21 protein-coding genes are annotated in these 19,453 nt (G+C 60.1%); 9 read left to right on the top strand and 12 right to left on the bottom strand.

Annotation, left to right across the window (positions count from 1 at the left end):
- Nucleotide 1 precedes the first annotated feature (1 nt).
- The 3 genes from xdhB to K7A42_RS22350 all read left to right on the top strand — a co-directional run bounded on the left by xdhB (nt 2) and on the right by K7A42_RS22350 (nt 4,558).
- Nucleotides 2–2,341, top strand: a complete 2,340-nt coding sequence (gene xdhB, locus K7A42_RS22360) for a xanthine dehydrogenase molybdopterin binding subunit (protein ID WP_282455904.1) — start codon at nt 2–4, stop codon at nt 2,339–2,341.
- Between the two features lie 195 nt (nt 2,342–2,536).
- Entirely contained in the window at nt 2,537–3,391 is an 855-nt protein-coding gene (gene xdhC, locus K7A42_RS22355) for a xanthine dehydrogenase accessory protein XdhC (RefSeq protein WP_282455903.1), read from the top strand.
- Nucleotides 3,392–3,628: 237 nt separating this feature from the next.
- Nucleotides 3,629–4,558: a LysR substrate-binding domain-containing protein gene (locus K7A42_RS22350; protein ID WP_037089720.1), complete on the top strand. Its 930-nt coding sequence runs from the start codon at nt 3,629–3,631 to the stop codon at nt 4,556–4,558.
- Here K7A42_RS22350 and K7A42_RS22345 read toward each other — a convergent pair.
- On the bottom strand, nt 4,534–4,872 hold the full coding sequence (locus tag K7A42_RS22345; RefSeq protein WP_006699610.1) for a hypothetical protein: 339 nt from the start codon (nt 4,870–4,872) through the stop codon (nt 4,534–4,536). The genes K7A42_RS22350 and K7A42_RS22345 overlap by 25 nt on opposite strands.
- A gap of 473 nt (nt 4,873–5,345) precedes the next feature.
- Between K7A42_RS22345 and puuD the strand changes: the two genes are divergently transcribed.
- The 4 genes from puuD to K7A42_RS22325 all read left to right on the top strand — a co-directional run bounded on the left by puuD (nt 5,346) and on the right by K7A42_RS22325 (nt 10,152).
- Nucleotides 5,346–6,608, top strand: a complete 1,263-nt coding sequence (gene puuD / locus K7A42_RS22340; RefSeq protein ID WP_037089719.1) for a urate hydroxylase PuuD — start codon at nt 5,346–5,348, stop codon at nt 6,606–6,608.
- Nucleotides 6,605–7,915, top strand: coding sequence for a guanine deaminase (gene guaD, locus K7A42_RS22335; protein ID WP_113381253.1), 1,311 nt, complete (start codon nt 6,605–6,607; stop codon nt 7,913–7,915). Before puuD ends, guaD begins: the two co-directional genes overlap by 4 nt.
- A gap of 303 nt (nt 7,916–8,218) precedes the next feature.
- Nucleotides 8,219–8,938 (top strand): sulfite exporter TauE/SafE family protein, encoded by a 720-nt coding sequence (locus K7A42_RS22330; protein WP_282456031.1) that lies wholly within the window; start codon nt 8,219–8,221, stop codon nt 8,936–8,938.
- 80 nt (nt 8,939–9,018) lie between these two features.
- Complete coding sequence (locus K7A42_RS22325; RefSeq protein ID WP_004443103.1) at nt 9,019–10,152, top strand: alpha-hydroxy acid oxidase; 1,134 nt, start codon at nt 9,019–9,021, stop codon at nt 10,150–10,152.
- Nucleotides 10,153–10,355: 203 nt separating this feature from the next.
- Here K7A42_RS22325 and K7A42_RS22320 read toward each other — a convergent pair whose 3' ends face one another.
- Together K7A42_RS22320 and K7A42_RS22315 are read right to left on the bottom strand one after the other, a co-directional pair.
- On the bottom strand, nt 10,356–10,700 hold the full coding sequence (locus tag K7A42_RS22320) for a DMT family transporter (protein WP_004443106.1): 345 nt from the start codon (nt 10,698–10,700) through the stop codon (nt 10,356–10,358).
- Between the two features lie 2 nt (nt 10,701–10,702).
- Nucleotides 10,703–11,269 (bottom strand): TetR/AcrR family transcriptional regulator, encoded by a 567-nt coding sequence (locus K7A42_RS22315; protein WP_282455902.1) that lies wholly within the window; start codon nt 11,267–11,269, stop codon nt 10,703–10,705.
- A gap of 200 nt (nt 11,270–11,469) precedes the next feature.
- Between K7A42_RS22315 and K7A42_RS22310 the strand changes: the two genes are divergently transcribed.
- Nucleotides 11,470–12,741: a D-alanyl-D-alanine carboxypeptidase gene (locus K7A42_RS22310; protein ID WP_034498739.1), complete on the top strand. Its 1,272-nt coding sequence runs from the start codon at nt 11,470–11,472 to the stop codon at nt 12,739–12,741.
- 3 nt (nt 12,742–12,744) lie between these two features.
- Here K7A42_RS22310 and K7A42_RS22305 read toward each other — a convergent pair whose 3' ends face one another.
- From K7A42_RS22305 to K7A42_RS22265, 9 genes are all read right to left on the bottom strand, one after another.
- Nucleotides 12,745–13,488 (bottom strand): metallophosphoesterase family protein, encoded by a 744-nt coding sequence (locus K7A42_RS22305; protein WP_282455901.1) that lies wholly within the window; start codon nt 13,486–13,488, stop codon nt 12,745–12,747.
- Nucleotides 13,489–13,493: 5 nt separating this feature from the next.
- Nucleotides 13,494–13,850 carry a hydroxyisourate hydrolase gene (uraH, locus tag K7A42_RS22300; protein ID WP_037089711.1) on the bottom strand — a complete coding sequence of 119 codons (357 nt, stop codon included), beginning with the start codon at nt 13,848–13,850 and terminating at the stop codon, nt 13,494–13,496.
- A complete protein-coding gene (locus K7A42_RS22295) occupies nt 13,847–14,347 on the bottom strand; it encodes an ureidoglycolate lyase (RefSeq protein ID WP_004443111.1) in 501 nt (166 codons plus the stop codon). The genes uraH and K7A42_RS22295 overlap by 4 nt, the downstream gene beginning before the upstream one ends.
- A 3-nt stretch (nt 14,348–14,350) precedes the next feature.
- Nucleotides 14,351–14,713, bottom strand: a complete 363-nt coding sequence (locus K7A42_RS22290; protein ID WP_006699600.1) for a DUF86 domain-containing protein — start codon at nt 14,711–14,713, stop codon at nt 14,351–14,353.
- The gene (locus tag K7A42_RS22285) at nt 14,710–15,000 is read right to left on the bottom strand and encodes a nucleotidyltransferase family protein (RefSeq protein ID WP_004443113.1); all 291 of its coding nucleotides are present in this window, start codon (nt 14,998–15,000) and stop codon (nt 14,710–14,712) included. The genes K7A42_RS22290 and K7A42_RS22285 overlap by 4 nt, the downstream gene beginning before the upstream one ends.
- Nucleotides 15,001–15,049: 49 nt before the next feature.
- Entirely contained in the window at nt 15,050–15,547 is a 498-nt protein-coding gene (uraD, locus tag K7A42_RS22280; protein ID WP_006699599.1) for a 2-oxo-4-hydroxy-4-carboxy-5-ureidoimidazoline decarboxylase, read from the bottom strand.
- Nucleotides 15,547–16,470: an allantoinase PuuE gene (puuE, locus tag K7A42_RS22275; protein WP_174150260.1), complete on the bottom strand. Its 924-nt coding sequence runs from the start codon at nt 16,468–16,470 to the stop codon at nt 15,547–15,549. Before puuE ends, uraD begins: the two co-directional genes overlap by 1 nt.
- Before the next feature lie 200 nt (nt 16,471–16,670).
- Complete coding sequence (locus K7A42_RS22270) at nt 16,671–17,378, bottom strand: DUF1045 domain-containing protein (RefSeq protein ID WP_004443119.1); 708 nt, start codon at nt 17,376–17,378, stop codon at nt 16,671–16,673.
- A 96-nt stretch (nt 17,379–17,474) separates the two neighbouring features.
- Complete coding sequence (locus K7A42_RS22265; protein ID WP_282455900.1) at nt 17,475–18,689, bottom strand: NAD(P)/FAD-dependent oxidoreductase; 1,215 nt, start codon at nt 18,687–18,689, stop codon at nt 17,475–17,477.
- Between K7A42_RS22265 and mnmD the strand changes: the two genes are divergently transcribed.
- On the top strand, nt 18,688–19,443 hold the full coding sequence (mnmD, locus tag K7A42_RS22260) for a tRNA (5-methylaminomethyl-2-thiouridine)(34)-methyltransferase MnmD (protein ID WP_113381263.1): 756 nt from the start codon (nt 18,688–18,690) through the stop codon (nt 19,441–19,443). The genes K7A42_RS22265 and mnmD overlap by 2 nt on opposite strands.
- Nucleotides 19,444–19,453: the final 10 nt, after the last annotated feature.

Raw genomic sequence — 19,453 nt, 5'->3', positions numbered from 1 at the left:
CATGGACACCACAAGCTTCGACAAGACCAAGACCGAAATCGACGGCCCGATGCACACCTCGCTCCGTCACGATTCCGCCCACAAGCACGTGACGGGCAGCGCCGAATATATCGACGATATTCCCGAACCCGCGGGCCTCATCCACGGCGCGCTGGGCATGGCGGACCGTGCCCACGCGGAAATTGTGTCGATGGACCTCTCCGAGGTCGAAGCCACACCAGGCGTTCTCTGGGTGATGACCGGCAAGGACGTGCCCGGCGAAAATGACATTTCCTCCGGCGGCCGTCACGACGAGCCGCTGCTTGCCGAAACAAAGGTGGAATTCCACGGCCAGCCGATCTTCGCGGTCTTCGCCGAGACGCGCGATATTGCTCGCAAGGCCGCCCGGAAAGCAAAGATCACCTATAAGGATCTGCCGCATTTCACCGACATCGATACAGCGATTGACAATGGCGGCGCGCTCGTTATCGATCCGATGACGCTGAAGCGTGGCGATGCAAAGCTGGAAATGGATGTCGCGCCACGCCGCCTCACCGGCACGATGCGGATCGGCGGACAGGAACATTTTTACCTCGAGGGCCACATCGCCATGGCGGTGCCGGGCGAAGACGATGATGTGGCGGTGTGGAGCTCCACCCAGCATCCGAGCGAAATCCAGCACATCGTCAGCCACATCCTGCAGGTTCCATCCAATGCAGTCACCGTGCAGGTGCGCCGCATGGGCGGCGGTTTCGGCGGCAAGGAAACGCAGGGCAACCAGTTCGCCGCGCTCTGCGCCATCGCCGCCAAGAAGCTGAACCGGGCCGTGAAAATCCGGCCGGACCGCGACGAGGACATGACGGCAACAGGCAAACGCCACGATTTCCGCGTCGATTACGAGCTGGGCTTCGATGACGAGGGCCGCATCCACGCCGTCGATGCCACCTATGCCGCCCGCTGCGGTTTTTCCTCCGATCTATCCGGCCCGGTCACGGACCGCGCGCTGTTCCATGCGGATTCCAGCTATTTCTATCCGCATGTGCACCTCACCTCGCGGCCGCTCAAAACCCACACCGTCTCCAACACCGCCTTTCGCGGTTTCGGCGGCCCGCAGGGCATGCTCGGCGCGGAACGATTTATCGAAGAAATCGCCTATGCCGTCGGCAAGGACCCGCTCGATATCCGCAAGCTGAATTTCTACGGCGAGACCGGTTCCGGCCGCACCACGACGCCCTATCATCAGGAAGTCGAGGACAACATCATCGCCCGCGTTGTCGAGGAGCTGGAGACGTCAAGCGACTATCGCGGACGACGCGAGGCGATCATCGAATTCAACAAAACCAGCCCGGTCATCCGCAAGGGCATTGCGCTCACCCCTGTCAAATTCGGCATCTCCTTCACCATGACCGCCTTCAACCAGGCCGGAGCGCTGGTGCATATCTATAATGACGGCTCCATCCATCTAAACCATGGCGGCACCGAAATGGGCCAGGGCCTTTACACCAAGGTGGCGCAGGTCGTGGCCGATGCCTTCCAGGTGGATATCAACAGGGTGAAAATCACCGCCACCACCACAGGCAAGGTGCCGAACACGTCAGCCACCGCCGCCTCGTCAGGCACCGACCTGAACGGCATGGCCGCTTATGACGCCGCACGCCAGATCCGCGATCGGCTGATCAAATTCGCCGCCGAGAACTGGAACGTGCCGGAAGAGGAAGTCGTCTTCCTGCCGAACCGGGTCCGCATCGGCCTTGAGGAAATCGCCTTTAACGACTTCATCAAAAAGGCCTATTTCGCCCGCGTGCAGCTTTCCGCCGCCGGTTTTTACAAGACGCCGAAAATCCACTGGGATCGCGCCGCCGGCCGTGGCACGCCGTTTTATTATTTCGCCTATGGCGCGGCGTGCTCGGAAGTATCGATCGACACGCTGACCGGCGAATATCTGATGGAACGTACCGATATCCTCCACGATGTCGGCAAGTCGCTCAACCCGGCCATCGATATCGGCCAGATCGAGGGCGCCTTCGTGCAGGGCATGGGCTGGCTGACCACGGAGGAATTGTGGTGGGACGGCAAGGGGCGGCTGCGCACCCACGCGCCTTCCACCTACAAGATCCCGCTCGCCTCCGACCGGCCGAAGAGCTTCAACGTCAGGCTGGCGGAATGGTCGGAAAATGCCGAACCCACCATTGGCCGCTCCAAGGCTGTGGGCGAACCGCCCTTCATGCTGGCCATCTCGGTTCTCGAAGCCCTCTCCATGGCCGTCGCTTCCGTGGCAGATTACAAGGTCTGCCCACGCCTCGACGCGCCAGCGACGCCGGAGCGGGTGCTGATGGCGGTGGAACGGTTGAAAAAGGTTTGAGGGAGGACGTATCCATGCGGCCGAGCCCCCCCATCCGTCCCTTCGGGCCACCTTCTCCCGGTCGGGGAGAAGAAAGATGCCGCATCGCCTCACCCTTCCTGCAAGCACGTAAGATGGACGGAGCCAGTGCTCCGGGTTTCTTCTCACCGCCGGGGAGAAGGTGGCGCGCAGCGCCGGCTGAGGGGGCCAGCCCCAATGCCTGACGCCTCCCTCTCCACTTTCCTCGCCCGCTACACCTCCACAATCCTGGTGGAAATCGAAGCCGTGAAAGGCTCGTCACCGCGCGAGGCCGGCACCTTCATGCTGGTCAGCCAGGAGGCCATCTGGGAAACCATCGGCGGCGGCCAGTTCGAATATATGGCGATAGACCATGCCCGCGCCATGCTGCGCAGCGGTGTTGCCGAAGACCGCATGGATATACCGCTTGGCCCCGAAATCGGCCAATGCTGCGGCGGGCGCACGCTCCTGCGCTTTCGGCTGGTCACGGCGGATATTGCCGCCGCGCTTGAGGCAAGGCAGAAGGGCGAAGCCGAGCAGCAGCCCGCCGTTTTCATTTTTGGTGCTGGCCACGTGGGCAAGGCGCTGGCTGAGGCCCTGTCGCTGCTGCCCCTGACCCTGACCGTGGTCGAAACACGCGAAAACGAACTGCGCGATCTTCCGTCGGCAGCGGCGTCCATACTCACCCCCATGCCGGAAGCATTCGTTCGGAAAATCCCGGCAAATGGGGCCGCGGTCATCGTCACCCACGATCATGCACTCGATTTCATGATCGCGAAGGAGGCGCTCGCCCGCAACGATCTCGCCTATGTCGGCATGATCGGCTCGAAGACCAAACGCGCTACCTTTGCCCATTGGCTGGAGCGGGAAGACGAGCCGCCTTCCCGCCTTGCGAAACTCACCCTGCCCATCGGCGGCAGCGGCGTCAGGGACAAGCGTCCCGCCGTTATAGCGGCCCTTGTGGCAGCCGAGTTGCTTCAAGCATTTTCCGCTGCCGAAACCCGCCGCAGCGGTAATCGATACGGCCATCCTCAAGGCCTAGATCTCGCTTGAGCGCGTCCGGCAGGCTTTCATCCGCCAGATTGTCGGGTTGGAGGCTCTCTAGGGTAAACCGTTCCGCTGTCCGCAGGCCCGCGCGCAGGCGGGACCACGCGCGCAAGAGTGCTGTGCGCATGTTCGTCTCCGTTCAAAAATGTCAGAAGGTCAGTTGATGAATTGCGCTAAAAATGCTCTGATTTCCAAATTAAAACCAATGAAACCTTCGGCAATTGGCATAAAGAGAACTTATCCATGAAAATGTCACGCCAGTTCCCCCTGAATGCCCTGCGGGTGTTCGAAGCCGCCGCAAGACACATGAGCTTCACCAAGGCCGGCGAGGAATTGGGCATGACGCAGACGGCAGTCAGCTATCAGGTGAAACTGCTGGAGGAGAATATCGGAGAGCCGCTCTTCATAAGAAAGGCGCGGCAAGTCTCGCTGACCGAGGCTGGAGAAAAATTAGCGCCGAAAGTTGCGGAAGCCTTTAATACCTTAAAGGAGGCTGTCGATAGCGTGCGCGACGCGCCCGATGCAACGCTGACAATCCACTCAACCGCCACCTTTGCGTCGCGCTGGCTTTCGCGGCATCTGGGCGCTTTCCAGCTTGAACATCCCTCAATCGCGGTGCGGCTTGATACATCGAGCTCACTGATCGATTTTTCCCAATCAGACTGCGATGTCGCCATTCGCTGGAGCAAAGATAACGGTAAAGGGCTGATCTACCATCAACTGCTGCGCGGCGTTTATACGCCGATGCTGCATCCAAGTCTTGCTGACAGCATCGGCGGATTGCACCGCCCGGAAGATCTGCTGCGCCTGCGCATCATTGATCCCGGCGATATCTGGTGGAGCCAGTGGTTTCAGGAAGTGGGCGTTGAAAATCCCGGTCTCGACCGTTATCCCCGCAGCCGCCTCAATGTGCAGGCCTTCGAGGCCGCAGCGGCGATCGCCAGCCAGGGCGTCGCCATGCTCACCCCGGAACTCTATGCCGATGAGATTGCGCTCGGCCGCCTTTATCAACCCTTCGAGCATCTTAGCAGCGAGGGCAAGAACTACTGGCTGGTCTACCCCGAAAACCGCCGGAACATTCGCAAGATAAGGCTGTTCCGCGACTGGATTTTGAAGCGGATCGAGGAAAGCCGGCCGCAGCAGCAGCCTCAATACCCCATATCCGGCGCATAAAAGCATCGCGGCGTATCCTCATCCGGGAACAGACAGAGGTGATATTCCCCGTCTTCGGATCGACGCGCCTGACTCTGGGACCAGTTGAAAACGTGACGTCGCGTGACCATGCGGTGATCACCGGGCGCAAGCGAGACCTCGTAACCATCAGACGTCACCCGAACGCTGCGCGTCGGGATCATCTGGCAGTCGCCAGTTTCGGCATCGCCGTTACAGCAGTAGCTTTCATATTTGAATCCCTTGTGGGATTCATGGGCAAGCGCGGTGGCGCTGAATGCAAAAAGCAGAAAAAGAACCGTCAGAACAAGGCGCATCGGCACGGTCTCCGTTGAAAACAACGGCGGCAGCCGGAAGATCATTGCGTCCCTTAACTTAAAATCTCATATCACTCACACCCGGACACAATGGCACCGGGAACTGCGACACCTGCCCCCTGATCTGCTCCGCCCAGGGTTCGCAGCGCCCGCTTTCGGAAAAACCGCCAGCGAAACATGTCATGGGAGCCCTGCGCATCGGCGCGAGAGTCCACAGCCTGATATTCTAACACATCAGCAGGCTGCACACAGGATCATAGCTGAGTCGCCTTAGCCAGCTAAGCACAAACTCAACGACAGGATAGACCGTTTCCAGCTTTCGAGGGCTTGATCGCCCAGCCGGAACGGACCGGCCCAGGATTGCAGACACAACCGCTTTGCATTGTGAACAATCTCTGCCAGGTCTCTGCTTTTCCCTTCCCTAAAGGCCAAATTTCTCGCAAGGTGCGCTGCACAAGGATCAGGGGAACCGCATGTACGAATACGCCATTGCGTGGGAATGGATGGCCTTTGCCGTCCGCTGGCTCCACGTCATCACCGCCATCGCCTGGATTGGCTCATCCTTTTATTTCATCGCGCTCGATCTCGGGCTGGTCAAACGGCCGCATCTGCCGCCCGGGGCCTATGGCGAGGAGTGGCAGGTGCATGGCGGCGGCTTTTACCACATCCAGAAATATCTGGTCGCCCCTGCCCAGATGCCCGAGCACCTGACATGGTTCAAATGGGAAAGTTACGTCACCTGGCTTTCCGGCTTCGCCATGCTCTGCATCGTTTATTATGGCGGGGCGGACCTGTTCCTCATCGACCATTCCGTACTTGATCTCACCCAGTTCCAGGCCATCGCCCTGTCGCTGGCATCGCTCGCCATCGGCTGGCTGTTTTATGATTTCCTCTGCAAATCGCCGCTCGGCAACAATACCTGGGGCCTGATGATCGTGCTTTATGTCGCGCTGGTGGCGATGGCCTGGGGTTACACGCAGGTCTTCACCGGTCGCGCCGCCTTCCTGCATCTGGGTGCGTTTACCGCCACCATCATGTCGGCGAACGTCTTTTTCATCATCATCCCCAACCAGAAGATCGTCGTCGCAGACCTGATCGCCGGGCGAACGCCGGACCCGAAATATGGCCGCATCGCCAAACAGCGCTCGCTGCACAACAACTACCTGACGCTGCCCGTCATCTTCTTCATGCTGTCGAACCATTATCCGCTGGCTTTTGCCACGCATTTTAACTGGATCATCGCAGCGCTGGTGTTCCTGATGGGCGTCACTATCCGCCACTGGTTCAACACAACCCATGCCCGCAAGGGCAAGCCGACATGGACATGGCTTGCGACCGCCCTCATCTTCATCGTCATCATGTGGCTTTCCACCGTGCCGAAAGTGCTGACCGGCGAACAGGAAGAGAAGGCTGCCACCCTCTCACCCATGCAGCAGCAATTCGTCAGCGATGCCCATTTTACCAAGGCCCGTGACGTCGTTCAGGGTCGCTGTTCCATGTGCCATGCCGCCGAGCCGGCGTGGGAAGGCGTGCCGTTCACGCCGAAATCGGTAAAGCTCGAAACCGACCAACAGATCGCCGCTCACGCGCGCGAAATCTATTTGCAAGCCGGGCGCAGCCATGCCATGCCTCCCGGCAACATCACCGCCATCACCCCGGATGAGCGCAAGGTGCTCACCGCATGGTATGAAAGTGCGGTTTCCGGGGCTGGAAAAGCCGAAGGAAAGACTGAATGAGCCTGGTTCTGCTGCGTGGCCGCCTGCTGAGCTTCCGCCGCGCGCCGCTCGCAATCGACGATACGCAAAGCTATCTCTATATCGAAGATGGCGGCCTGCTTCTCGAAAACGGCAAGATCGCCGCCATCGGCGAATACGGCGATATCCGTAAGACAGCACCCGAAGACGTCGAGGAAAAGGACCACCGCCCGCACCTTATCGTGCCGGGCCTCATCGACATGCACCTGCATTTCCCGCAGATGCAGGTCATCGGCTCCTATGCCGCCAACCTGCTGGAATGGCTGAACACCTATACCTTCCCGGAAGAATGCCGCTTCGTTGAAACCGCGCATGCTCAACGCATCGCCACACACTTCTACGACGAGCTTCTGCGCCACGGCACGACAACGGCCGCCGCCTATTGCTCCGTGCACAAAACCTCCGCCGACGCCTTCTTCGCGGAAGCCATGAAGCGCAACATGCTGATGGTCGGCGGCAAGGTGATGATGGACCGCAATGCCCCGCAGGGCCTGCTGGACACGCCGGAAACCTCTTATGACGAGACACGCCAGGTCATCGCCGACTGGCACGGCAAGGGCCGCAACCACGTCGCCATCACCCCGCGCTTCGCCATCACCTCCACACCGAAGCAGATGGAAGCAGCACAGGCGCTGGCGCAGGAGTTTCCCGATCTCTTCATCCAGACGCATCTGTCTGAAAATCTGGACGAGATCAAATATACCTGCGAGCTTTACCCTGAAGCGACCGACTACACCGACATCTATGTGCGTTACGGCCTGATGGGCAAAAAGACCCTTCTCGGCCATGCCATTCATTTGTCCGATCGCGAGGCGGATGTGCTGTCGGAAACCGGCGCGGTGGCAGTGCATTGCCCCACATCGAACCTCTTCATCGGCTCCGGCCTCTTCCCGATGAAAAAGCTGCAAAGGCGCGAAAAGCCTGTTCGTATCGCGGTTGCCACCGATATCGGCGGCGGATCGAGCTATTCCATGCTGCGCACCATGGACGAGGCGTACAAGATCCAGCAATTGCTGGGCGAACGTCTCAACCCGCTGGAAAGCTGGTATCTGATGACCCGTGGTAATGCAGAAGCGCTCTCCATGGTCGACCGCATCGGCACGTTGGAGGCCGGCACGGATGCCGACATCACGGTGCTGAACGCCTCCTCGACGTCAGCCATGGCCCTGAAGATGGAAGTGGTGAAAAGCCTCACGGAAGAACTCTTCCTGATGCTGACCATGGGCGACGACCGCACAGTGGTAGAGACCTATGTGGCCGGCCAGCCGATGAAGAGCGTGCTGGCATAGTTCGGCTGCGGCCGAAACATAAAGCTGCTAACTGGTTTACATCCGTCACATATTGGATCGAGCGTGTGCCGCCTCTTTCTTCTCCCCCCGGGGAGAAGGTGGCCCGAAGGGTCGGATAAGGGGGCAACGTTGCCGGATTTCGGAGAGCGTGCCCCCTCATCCCGCTGCCGCGGACTTCTCCCCGGCGGGGAGAAGAGACAAGTGGCACTCGCTCGCTCCACATGATTGCCTGACGCCATTTCGGCCGAATGCGAATGACCTCTGGAGTGCCCGGTGCCGAATCTAGACACAACCACCCTGATGATGATCCTCACGACCTTCGTCATTGCCGGCATCGTCAAGGGCGTGACCGGCATGGGGCTGCCGACTGTTGCCATGGGCGTGCTCGGCCTCTTCATGCCCCCGGTCATCGCCGCCGGCCTGCTCATCCTGCCCTCCTTCATCACCAATATCTGGCAATTGCTGGCCGGGCCTGATTTCCGGGCCATCGTGAAGCGGCTGTGGCCGATGATGATCGCTATCACCCTCGGCACCATCATCGGCATCCGGCTGATGACGGCGGGCACCGGCGTCTGGACCACCTCAGCGCTCGGCCTGTGCCTCGCGGTTTACGCAGCCTACAGCCTGCTTGCCAGACCGATCTCAATACCGGCAAGGCTGGAACCAAAACTCTCCCCCATCATGGGGTTGGTGACGGGCCTTCTGACCGGCGGCACCGGAATTTTCGTCGTACCCGCTGTGCCCTATATCCAATCGCTGGGTTTTAGCCGAGACGATCTGGTGCAGGCACTCGGCCTTTCCTTCACCATTTCCACCCTTGCACTTGCCGCCGGTCTCGCTTCTCAGAATGCTTTTCATGTCGAGCATCTGTCGCTTTCCGCACTCGCCGTCCTGCCAGCGCTTCTCGGCATGTGGCTCGGCCAGAAAATCCGCCATATCGTTAGCCCGGCGACATTTCGGCGCTGGTTCCTCATCTGCCTGCTCGTACTTGGCTGCGAACTGTCCCTGCGCGCTTTTTGGTGAAACACCAATGACGATTTCGATGTCGCAACCCTGCTATTCATGTTAAGTGAAGCCATCATTCAAATGTGAAGGCTTTATCCATGGGCAAAATCCTGACCATAGCTGACCTGAAAAACCAGGCGCAGCGCCGTGTGCCGAAAATGTTTTTTGACTATGCCGATAGCGGCGCATGGACGGAAAGCACCTACCGCGCCAATGAGGATGATTTTGCCAAGATAAAGCTGCGCCAGCGCGTGCTGGTGGATATGACCGACCGATCGCTCGCCACCGAAATGGTCGGCGAGAAGGTTTCGATGCCGGTAGCGCTTTCCCCTACGGGCCTTACGGGCATGCAGCATGCCGATGGCGAAATGCTGGCTGCCAAGGCGGCGGAGGAATTCGGCGTGCCTTTCACGCTCTCCACCATGAGCATCTGCTCCATCGAGGATGTGGCCTCCGTCACTTCGAAACCCTTCTGGTTCCAGCTTTATGTGATGAAGGACCGTGACTTCGTCAACAACCTCATTGACCGCGCCAAGGCCGCCGGGTGCTCGGCGCTGGTGCTGACGCTCGACCTGCAGATCCTTGGCCAGCGGCACAAGGATCTGCGCAACGGCCTCTCGGCCCCGCCGAAATTCACCCCGAAACACATCTGGCAGATGGCGACCCGGCCCAAATGGTGCCTGGACATGGCGCGCACCAAGCGCCGCAGCTTTGGTAACATCGTCGGCCACGCCAAGAACGTCTCCGACCTCTCGTCGCTCTCTTCCTGGACGGCCGAGCAGTTCGATCCGCGTTTATCCTGGAAAGACGTTGAATGGATCAAGGAACGCTGGGGCGGCAAACTTATCCTCAAGGGCATTCTTGACGAGGAAGACGCCCGCGCTTCACTCGATACCGGCGCCGATGCCATCATCGTCTCCAACCATGGCGGCCGCCAGCTCGACGGCGCGCACTCCTCCATCGCCATGCTGCCGAAAATCGTCGATGCTGTGGGCGACAGGGTCGAGGTGCACATGGATGGCGGCATCCGCTCCGGTCAGGATGTGCTGAAGGCCGTGGCGCTTGGCGCAAAGGGCACCTATATCGGCCGGCCCTTTCTCTATGGCCTCGGTGCGGATGGCAAGCAGGGCGTGACGACAGCGCTCGAGATCATCCGCAAGGAAATGGATGTCAGCATGGCGCTCTGCGGCAAGCGGCTGATTACCGATGTGGATCGCAGCATTCTGGCGTGATGTCAGAAGGGCAGAACTTCCGGCATGGCAACCACAGCTCGCGGACCTCTCTACGGTCATGCCGGACTAGATCCGGCATCCAGCCGCGGCGCGTCTGCGCCGCGAAAGAGTCTCTCGCGATCAAAGACTTGATCGCGCCGGATCCCGGCTCAAAGCCGGGATGAGGCGGTCGGTATAGCCTTCGCGCTACACCACCCAGCCCCTCAATGCCCCACCGTCTTCGAAAATACATTCACGATCACCACGCCGGTGATGATGAAGCCGAGGCCGATGACGGCGGCAATATCCAGCGTCTGGCGGAACACGAAATATCCGATGCCGGAAATCAGCACGATGCCAAGCCCGCTCCAGATCGCGTAGGCCACGCCGACCGGCAGCGCCCGCAGCGTGAACGACAGAAGATAAAAGGCTGCACCGTAAAACAACGCCATCAGCACTGTCGGCACCAGCCTGGTGAACTGCTGCGATTGCTGCAGGAAGGAGGTGGCGATTACCTCGCAGACAATGGCTGCGACGAGCGCGCCATAAGTGAAGACCGCGGTATTCATCGTCACCTATCCTTCTTCGTCTGGGCGATCATCCGGGCCCGCAGAGCCGCCCTGTCGCCACCCGCTTTGCCATCGTCGGCCAGCAGATCGGCAAACCAGATGCCGTCGGCAGCCAGCCGCACCATCTCCAGTACCACCCCGTCATCCGTTTCTTTATGACGGACAAGACGACCCTCGATCCAGCTGTTCCACATGCGTCGAAGCGACGGTTCGCCGACCATCGAAACCGAGATCGCTGCCCATTGCCGACCCGAATCCCTGCCCCGATCAGAGAAAACCGCGTTTACATAGGCCCGCGTAAAGCTTCCAGAAGCTTCACGATCCTGTGAGATGAGAGCATCGATCTCGTTGTCCAGCGCCGCCAGAAGGTCAGTCATGACGGCTTCGAGCAAGACCTGCTTGGAAGGAAAATGGTGAAACAGCCCGCCCTTGGTCACTCCCGCCGCATCCGCCACCGCCTGCACGGAAAGTGCTGCAACCCCTTGTTCAGCAGCAAGTTTCGCCGCGCAATCGAGTAGATTGCGGCGCACCACCTCAGGCTGCTTCTTGCGTTCATGAGCGTTTGTCATGTCACAAACATACCGGATGGTTGGTTTCTTTTCAAGGAAATTGTGAGGGTAGCTGTCGGGTTGAAATTCATACTTAATTAAGCACGAAAGCGATCTCTAAAGTTTTAGCGGTTTTGTTGCCGGAAAGTGTCAGTAAAACTTTGCCCAGCGCGGCGATCGAACAAAAGGGGTGAACTATGTCGGGAATGATCAAACGGGGAATGGCGGGTGCCTGGATTTTTGCACTCGCCTTCTTTTGCGCGATCCTCTCGCTCCATGCGTCGCCGGCGCAGGCGGGCTATGCCCATTTCATCATGGACGCCAATACCGGCAAGGTTCTGGCCGCCCGCAATGCCGATGTGCTGAACCACCCCGCCTCGCTCACCAAGATGATGACGCTTTACCTGACCTTTGAGGCGCTGCATGCCGGCAAACTTCGCTGGGACCAGAAGATAACCATGTCCAAGAATGGGGCATCGGTCATTCCCTCGAAGCTCTATGTGCGTCAGGGCCAGACCTTCACAGTGCGCGAAGCCGTCTACGGCATGATCGTCAAATCCGCCAATGACATGGCCGAAGGTATGGGCGATCACCTCGGCGGCTCCGAGGCACGGTTCGCCGAAATGATGACCCGCAAGGCCCGCCAGCTCGGCATGACCAAAACGGTCTTCCGCAACGCGTCCGGCCTGCCCAACAAGTCGCAGGTGACGACGGCACGCGACATGGCGAAGCTCGGTCTTGCCTTGCAACGGGATTTTCCCAAAGAATACAGCCTCTTCGCCACGCAATCCTTCAATTTTCGTGGAAAGCGCATCCGTGGCCACAACAATCTGATGTATCGTTATCAGGGGATGGATGGCATCAAGACCGGCTATACCAACGCCTCCGGCTTCAATCTCGTCAGTGCAGTCAATCACAATGGCCGCCGCGTCGTCGGCGTCGTGCTGGGCGGCAAGACCGCGCGCAGCCGCGATGCCCAGATGGCTGCACTTCTCGACAAGGCCGTGCCGCAGGCATCGAGAGGCCGCAACACCGAACAGCTCGTCGCCAGTGCCAATGTCAGCCGCACCTTCGATGTTGCCGCCGCCGTGCCGCCGGCTGCCGTGCCGCTGCCAATGTTCGCCGAGCGCCGGGCAGATCCGGTTGCCATGCAGATTGCCACCGCAAACGCCGATGTGGCGGACATGATGCAGGTCTCGGCCATCCCGCGGCCTGCTCCCGCTGCGGCCCCTTCCGGCCAGCGCAGCCGGTGGGAGGTGCAGATCGCCGCCACCGACAGCGAAGCCGCCGCCCGCTCGCTGCTCGCCAATGCGCGTTCCAATATCGGCAACTATTCCGGCATCGCCCCCTACACCGAAGCCGTGCAGAGCGGATCGGCGACGCTCTACAGAGCCCGCTTCACCGGCTTCGAAGACCAGTCCTCGGCAGTCTCCGCCTGCAAGGCGCTGAAGGCACGCTCTTATGCATGCGTGGTGATGACCAGTGAGGGGTGATCCCTAGCGCTTCAGCCAGCCGTTTTCCAACGCATCGGCCAGATAAGGAATACCGTTGACCCGAGCCATTTCGGACATGGCCAGGTTGTCGTAACGGATATTGCGGAAATAGACCTGCCAGCCGCGTGCGGTTTCTTCGAGAACCGCATAGGTGGCGAGCGGGTGACCGGCTTCAACGTGGTGATCGAAAGGCGTATCGTCCCTCCACCCAGGACAGCCGACGCTGCCCGGATTGACGATCAGCCGGCCATCTGAAAGCTGCACGGTGCGTGGGATATGGGTATGGCCGCAAAGCATCAGCGGCTGCGTGATACCCTCAGCCATGGCTTCGATTTCGGCCAGAGGCCGCAATTTCAGGACACCTTCAGGCGACAGCGTTTCCAGCCAATATTCCAGATCGTCACGGGGCGAACCATGACAGCAATAAGCGACGTCCTTGAACACCATGCTGAACGGAAGAGTTTGTAACCAGTCCCGGTGCGCAGTGCTCAGCTGCGCATGGGCGGGCCTTTCCCAGCTCCCCATCTCCTCCGGCGCACGCTCGATCAGTTCCCGGTCGTGATTGCCGCGGATGCTGGGAATCCAGTTGCCGACCAGCACGTCGCCGGTAAAACCGGCCTCCAGCGGACCGCTGAAACAATCGCCGAGATTGACAATGTCCTCGATACCGAGCCTGGCGATATCCTCAAGCACCGCCTCCAGCGCGGCGCAGTTTCCGTGAATATCGGCAATGGCGGCAAAGATCATCGGCGTCAGCTTCCTCGATAGGTGGAATAGCTATAAGGCGAAAGCAGCAAGGGCACATGGTAATGACCGCTCTCGTCGGCAATGCCGAAACGGATCGGGATAATATCGAGGAAGGCCGGCTTCGGAAGCACGACACCCTTTCCTCGCAGATAATCGCCGGCATGGAAAACCAGCTCATACTCACCGGCCCTGAAACTGTCGCCAACGAGCAGCGGCCCGCCATCGACACGGCCGTCGCCATTTGTCTGCACCGTCTTCAGCTTGTCACGGCGATCACCGGAGAGCCGGTAGAGATCGATCACCAGCCCCTCGGCAGGCGTGCCGTGCGCGGCGTCGAGAACATGGGTTGTCAGACCGGTCATAGGCTGGGCTCCGCGATTACATAGGGCCTGTCGAAAAAATACTCTTCCAGATTGTTGCCCGGCCCGTCACGGTCGGCAACCAGAAAATCCGAAACCGCCTGCAACGGCATCAGCGGATAGTGCCAGACATTGCGGCGGTAATTCACGCCCTGATCGCCCCGCGCCAGAAACACCCGAGGCCGCCCCGGCCGGCCGCCATCGTCTTCGGCAACGACCACGAGGAAGGGCCGGCCGGAAAGCGGCGAAAAACTCTGGCTGCCGAGCGGATGCCGCTCCATCATCTCGATTTCATGCGGAAAGGCGCGCGGCTGCCCGCGGAAGATATTGAGGATCACACGTGCCCCCTCGCCTGCCGCCTCCGGCGCTGCGAGCGCATGATGCCGCTCCGTCTGGCCGCCATTGATGTACCGCATGGAAGAAGGTGTTGTTTCGATCACGTCGCCGAAGGACGCAAACGCCTCCTTAGTAAGAGGTTGTATGTTGAGAAAATCAGTCAAATGTCATTCACCTTGGGCATGCCAGTTTCGGAGAAGGGAGAGGCGCGCCTGCAAATCCGGAATACTCTGCGTTATCGTTTTCCAGACGACCGAGAGTTCTGCTCGGAAGTAATCATGCACGATCAGATTGCGCATACCCTTCATCTTGATCCAGGGGATTTCCGGGTGCTGCTGTAAAAACGCTGGGTAGTGCCTGTCGAGCTTGGCGACCGCCTCGCCAATCAGGGCAAGACCCATCATCACCGCCATCTGCGTGCGCGTGTCGGAAGAAAAAGCGGCCTCATCCATATCCTGAATGAAATCCCGTATCCTGGAAGCAGCAACATCCATCTCCTTCAGATAGAGCAGAAGCCGATCCGTACTCATACCGCTTTGGCTTCCTTCAGAACGCGCGCCCGAATATCCGAATGCAAGCCGCCCGAGGTGACGACATCGACCTCGACACCAAGCATCGTCTTCAGTTCCTCCAGCAAACCGCCGAGATCAAACAGCGTCGTACCCGGCAGCGCGTCCACCAGAATGTCGAGATCGCTGTCCGGCCTGTCCTCGCCGCGGGCGACGGAGCCGAACACGCGGGGATTTGCCGCATTGAAGCGTTTCGTCGCTTCGCGGATCGCTTCCCTGTTCTTTTCCAGCACCTCGGAAGGTCTCATCGTCATCTCCAAACGGCGCGATTCTAGCAGAATGGTCGCAACGCGCCAATCATCCCTCCGGCAGCATTGCGCAAAGACGAAGCCAGGCGATCTTTTCAACCTGCGCCGTGGCGGTCGCGAATTCTTCGGCTGCGCCGTTACCTATGCGTGTCTCGAAGGCCGAGAGTATATCGTGCCTGTTCAGCCCCTTGACCGCGATGATGAAAGGAAAACCGAATTTATCGGTATAGGCGCTGTTCAATTCGGTAAAACGGGCGTGCTCTTCCGGGGTAAGCCTATCGAGCCCGGCACCGGCCTGTTCGTTGCGGCTGTCTGCCGTCAACTCGCCGGCAATTGCCAGCTTCCCGGCAAGATCGGGATGCGCCCGCAAAACGCCAAGCCTTTCCGCCTCGGAAGCCGCGCGAAACTGCGCGCTAAGCGCGGCATGAACCGCCTTCGCCGTCAGTTCCAGGCCGGCCCCACCAGCGTCATAGGCCCGCTCGGCAATGAATGGCGAATGTTCGAACACGCCGCCAAAACGGGTAACGAAGTCCTCACGCGTCAGCATCAAAGCGCCTCCGGCTTGTGATGCTCATGCCAGTGACGGGCGATCTCGATGCGCTGCGGGATCCACACCTTTTCGTGGCCAAGCACATATTCGATGAAGCGGCGAAGTGCCGCTGCGCGACCCGGACGGCCGACAAGACGACAATGCAGGCCGACACTCATCATCTTCGGCGCACCTTCGACACCTTCCTGATAAAGCACGTCGAAAGCGTCCTTCAGATAGGTGAAGAACTGGTCGCCGGAATTGAAGCCCTGCGGCGTGGCAAACCGCATGTCGTTGGTCTCAAGCGTGTAGGGAATGATCAGGAAAGGCTCATCCTTCACACCCTTCACCCAATAGGGCAGATCGTCGGCATAGGAGTCCGACGAATAGAGAAAACCACCCTCCTCCATGACAAGCCGCAGCGTATTGTCCGAGGGCTTGCCCTGATACATGCCATAGGGACGTTCGCCGGTGACCTCCGTGTGCAGACGGACCGCTTCGACGATGTGCTTACGCTCTTCCTCCTCGGAAAAATCCTTGTATTCCAGCCAGCGGTATCCGTGGCTGGCGATTTCCCAACCCGCTTCCTTCATCGCCGCAACCGCTTCCGGGTTGCGGGCCATGGCTGCGGTCACGCCGTAAACGGTGGTGGTGACGCCAAGCCCGGTGAACATGCGCCACAGCCGCCAGAAGCCGGCGCGCGAGCCATATTCATAGATCGATTCCATGTTCAGGTTGCGCTGGCCAGGCCAGGGCTGGGCGCCGACGATTTCCGACAGCAGCGATTCCGACGCCTTGTCATTGTCGAGAATGCAACTCTCGCCGCCCTCTTCGTAATTGATGACGAATTGCACGGCAATGTGCGCACCGCCCGGCCATTTCGGATCGGGAACATTGCGGCCATAGCCCACCAGATTGCGGGAGTAGTTTTCGGAAATCATTCAGCCACCCAGACCATCTCTCCCAATCGGCAACCGATTTCGGAGACACAAACAGAACTTCGAAGATGCCTGATCCAGACGGATGACGCAGCGCACTTCGAATATGCGATGTCGAACGGTAGCATTCGCATCCGGAATGTCGAGATCAATTTTGCCGACATTCCGATGCTTTTTTGTATACGATTATGATGGCGCGCCAGTCAGGCAATCTTGCGGGCGGAAACGCGGCCCATGGGATGAAGCGAGTGCACCCGGAAAGGCGCTCCCGGCTCATCCTCGATGAAGAGCGCAAGGCTGGAAAATTGCAGGGACCGCGACAGCAGCGGCTCGAACACCTTGCGCACGGCCCGCTCGATCCTCTGGCTGCTGGCGGGTTCCACACCGCCGGTCAACGACATCTGGAACCGGAACTCGTCCATCACATGCGGGCTGCCCCAGCGGTGCAGATTGGTGAGCTGCGAGGCCGACAACCGGTCCGGATCCGCACGCTCGATCTCCGCCTCTGTCAGAGGCGCCCGGTAACGGTCGAATTCCTGCACGACGCGGGCCGCGAAAAAATGCAGCACTTCACAGGGCCGTTCGGGGACGAGGCTGAAGACATTGTCATGCCTCGCCACCACAAGTTGCGGCAACGGAAAGGGTTCCTGCCTGCCGGAAAAATACATCAGGTCGCGCAGGAGCGCCGCTTCGGACTGACCCTCGGCAAGGCGGAAAGGAGCCTTGATGGTGCCATGGAAACCATACCGACGCGGCAGGGCCGTGTGATAGGAAATCTCCTGCATGCCAAGATCGATCATACCGGGCGGCTCAACCGCCTGACCGGAATAGGCATCGCGCCCCAGCCACGCAGCGGCTACCTGCGTCAGGGGGTCATTGGGGGAAGGCGTGAAATGAATGGCGTATCGCATGCGCTGTCACCTCGCCGCAAAAGCGGACAAACCTGCCTCGTTGCAGGCCAGCAAATAAGTGATTTGCGTGACAGATTAACGACGTAAGCGGTCTGGTCAGAACTTTCCGATGCCCGCCATGGCTATGTTCACGTGTTCTTGAAGCTCGAAACTCCGCGGCACGTCCGGTGCCTTTCCGCAAACGGCCTGTAGCGCGGTATCGGCAAGAGAATGGGCAAGACCGAAGCTCACCTTGAAGCCGCCCGTCAATGCCACAAGCTTCGGGTGACCGGCAACCGTTCCCACCATGGGGTCTCTGCCCGCAGCCTTCGGCCGCAGCCCGGCCCAGCGTTCGAGAACCGGCGCCCCGCCAAGGCAGGGGACAATCGCAGCCGCATCCGCAAGCAGTTTTTCCAGCTTCTCATCCGTATCGAAGGGGTCGGAAAAACAATCTTCGCTGGTACTGCCGATGGCGACCGTTCCGTCTTCGTGCGGCACGATGTAAAGACCGTTCAGGAACACCACGGGCATGGCCGGATCGACCGCCGCGTCGAGCAGCGCCGCCTGCCCCTTCACCGGCTGCCCGAGCACCAGCCCGGTGTCGAGGCCCAGTGCGTCCCGGATCAGGGGAAAGGATCGATGCCCATTGGCGATCACGGCGTGGCCGAACACGACCTCGTCACCCGAAGACAGCGCCGCCCGGCCTGTCTCCGCGTCAAGCGAAAGGACGCGGCAACCCTTGATCAACCGCACATGCCGCGCCTTGCCGAGAAACGCCGAAAGAAGCGCAATCATTGCACGCGGAGCCACCCGCGCCGCCAGCGTATCGAACACGAAACCCGCTGCGCCAGCCGCGTCATCCACCCAGCCCGCAACCGCTGGGCTGTCACCGACATGCCAATGGAACCGGCGCTCACCCGAGACCCAGTTCTCCTGCGCATCCCTTTCATGCCGCTCGGCGATGGGACGCAGATGCGGCTTCGGCAATGGGATGATCCGGCCAGAGCGGCGATAACCGGCGGAAAGCCCGGTCTCCGCCTCCAGCCCGGCGATCTCTTTTTCCAGCGCCACGAGGGCGTCGAACTGGAACTGCTTCTTGTCCGACCAGCGGTCCGGCATATGAGGCATCAGCGCGCCGAGCAGCCCGCCACTCGCGCCGCCACCGGGATGGTCCGCCTCCACCAGCAACGTCTCGATGCCGAGCCGTTCCGCCTTAACCGCAGCCCATAGACCCATGATACCACCCCCGACGATGAGGAGAGGGAGGGAAGCAGGCAAAGGCGTTCTTGGTGATTGACCCTGTTCGAAAGCGGGATTATCGGCTTTAGCCATGAAAGATTCCAACGACACTATCAGAGAGACTGGCGCACAGGCCGGTTCGGCAACCGGCGAAACCCACACTGCACTCGACTGGCGTGACGGGGATATGCCCTATTCGCTGGCTTTTGACGACCATTTTTATTGCCAGACGGATGGCAGGCTGGAATGTGGCCACGTCTTCCTGTCAGGAAACGGCCTGCCGCAACGCTGGCGGGAACGCGAAGGCGTCTTCCGCATCGGGGAACTGGGCTTCGGCACCGCGCTCAATCTGTGCGAGACATGGCGCCAATGGAAAGAGGTCCGCAACGGCCGCTCCACGTTGCATTTCATCTCCTTCGAACTCTACCCGATGAAGGCGGACGAGATCGGCCGGGCACTTTCCCGCTGGCCGGAGGTGGACGCCGAACGCAGGGCGCTCGCCGCCCTCTGGCCCGCCGAACCGAAGGGGAAGGTAGAGATTGAACTCGATGGTGAAACACGCCTGACGGTGGTCTGCGGCGAGGCGCTCACCGGTATTTCCAACAGTCACGAAACCTTCGATGCCTGGTTCCTGGATGGTTTCGCACCTGCGCGCAACCCGGACATGTGGTCGCTCGAGATCATGCAGGCACTGTTCGCCAGGACGGCGCCGGCAGGCACCTTCGCCACCTATGCCGCCGCAGGCTTCGTCCGCCGCAATCTCATCGCCGCCGGTTTTGATGTGGAACGACGCAAGGGTTTCGCAGGAAAACGGGAAATGCTCTGCGGCACCAGGCCCCCGGTTTGACCAAAACGAC

This window comes from Agrobacterium sp. InxBP2, from assembly GCF_026191755.1.
Lineage (GTDB): Bacteria > Pseudomonadota > Alphaproteobacteria > Rhizobiales > Rhizobiaceae > Agrobacterium > Agrobacterium pusense.
The sequence above is the reverse complement of the archived record's forward strand: the minus strand, read 5'-3'. Positions and strand labels throughout refer to the sequence as shown.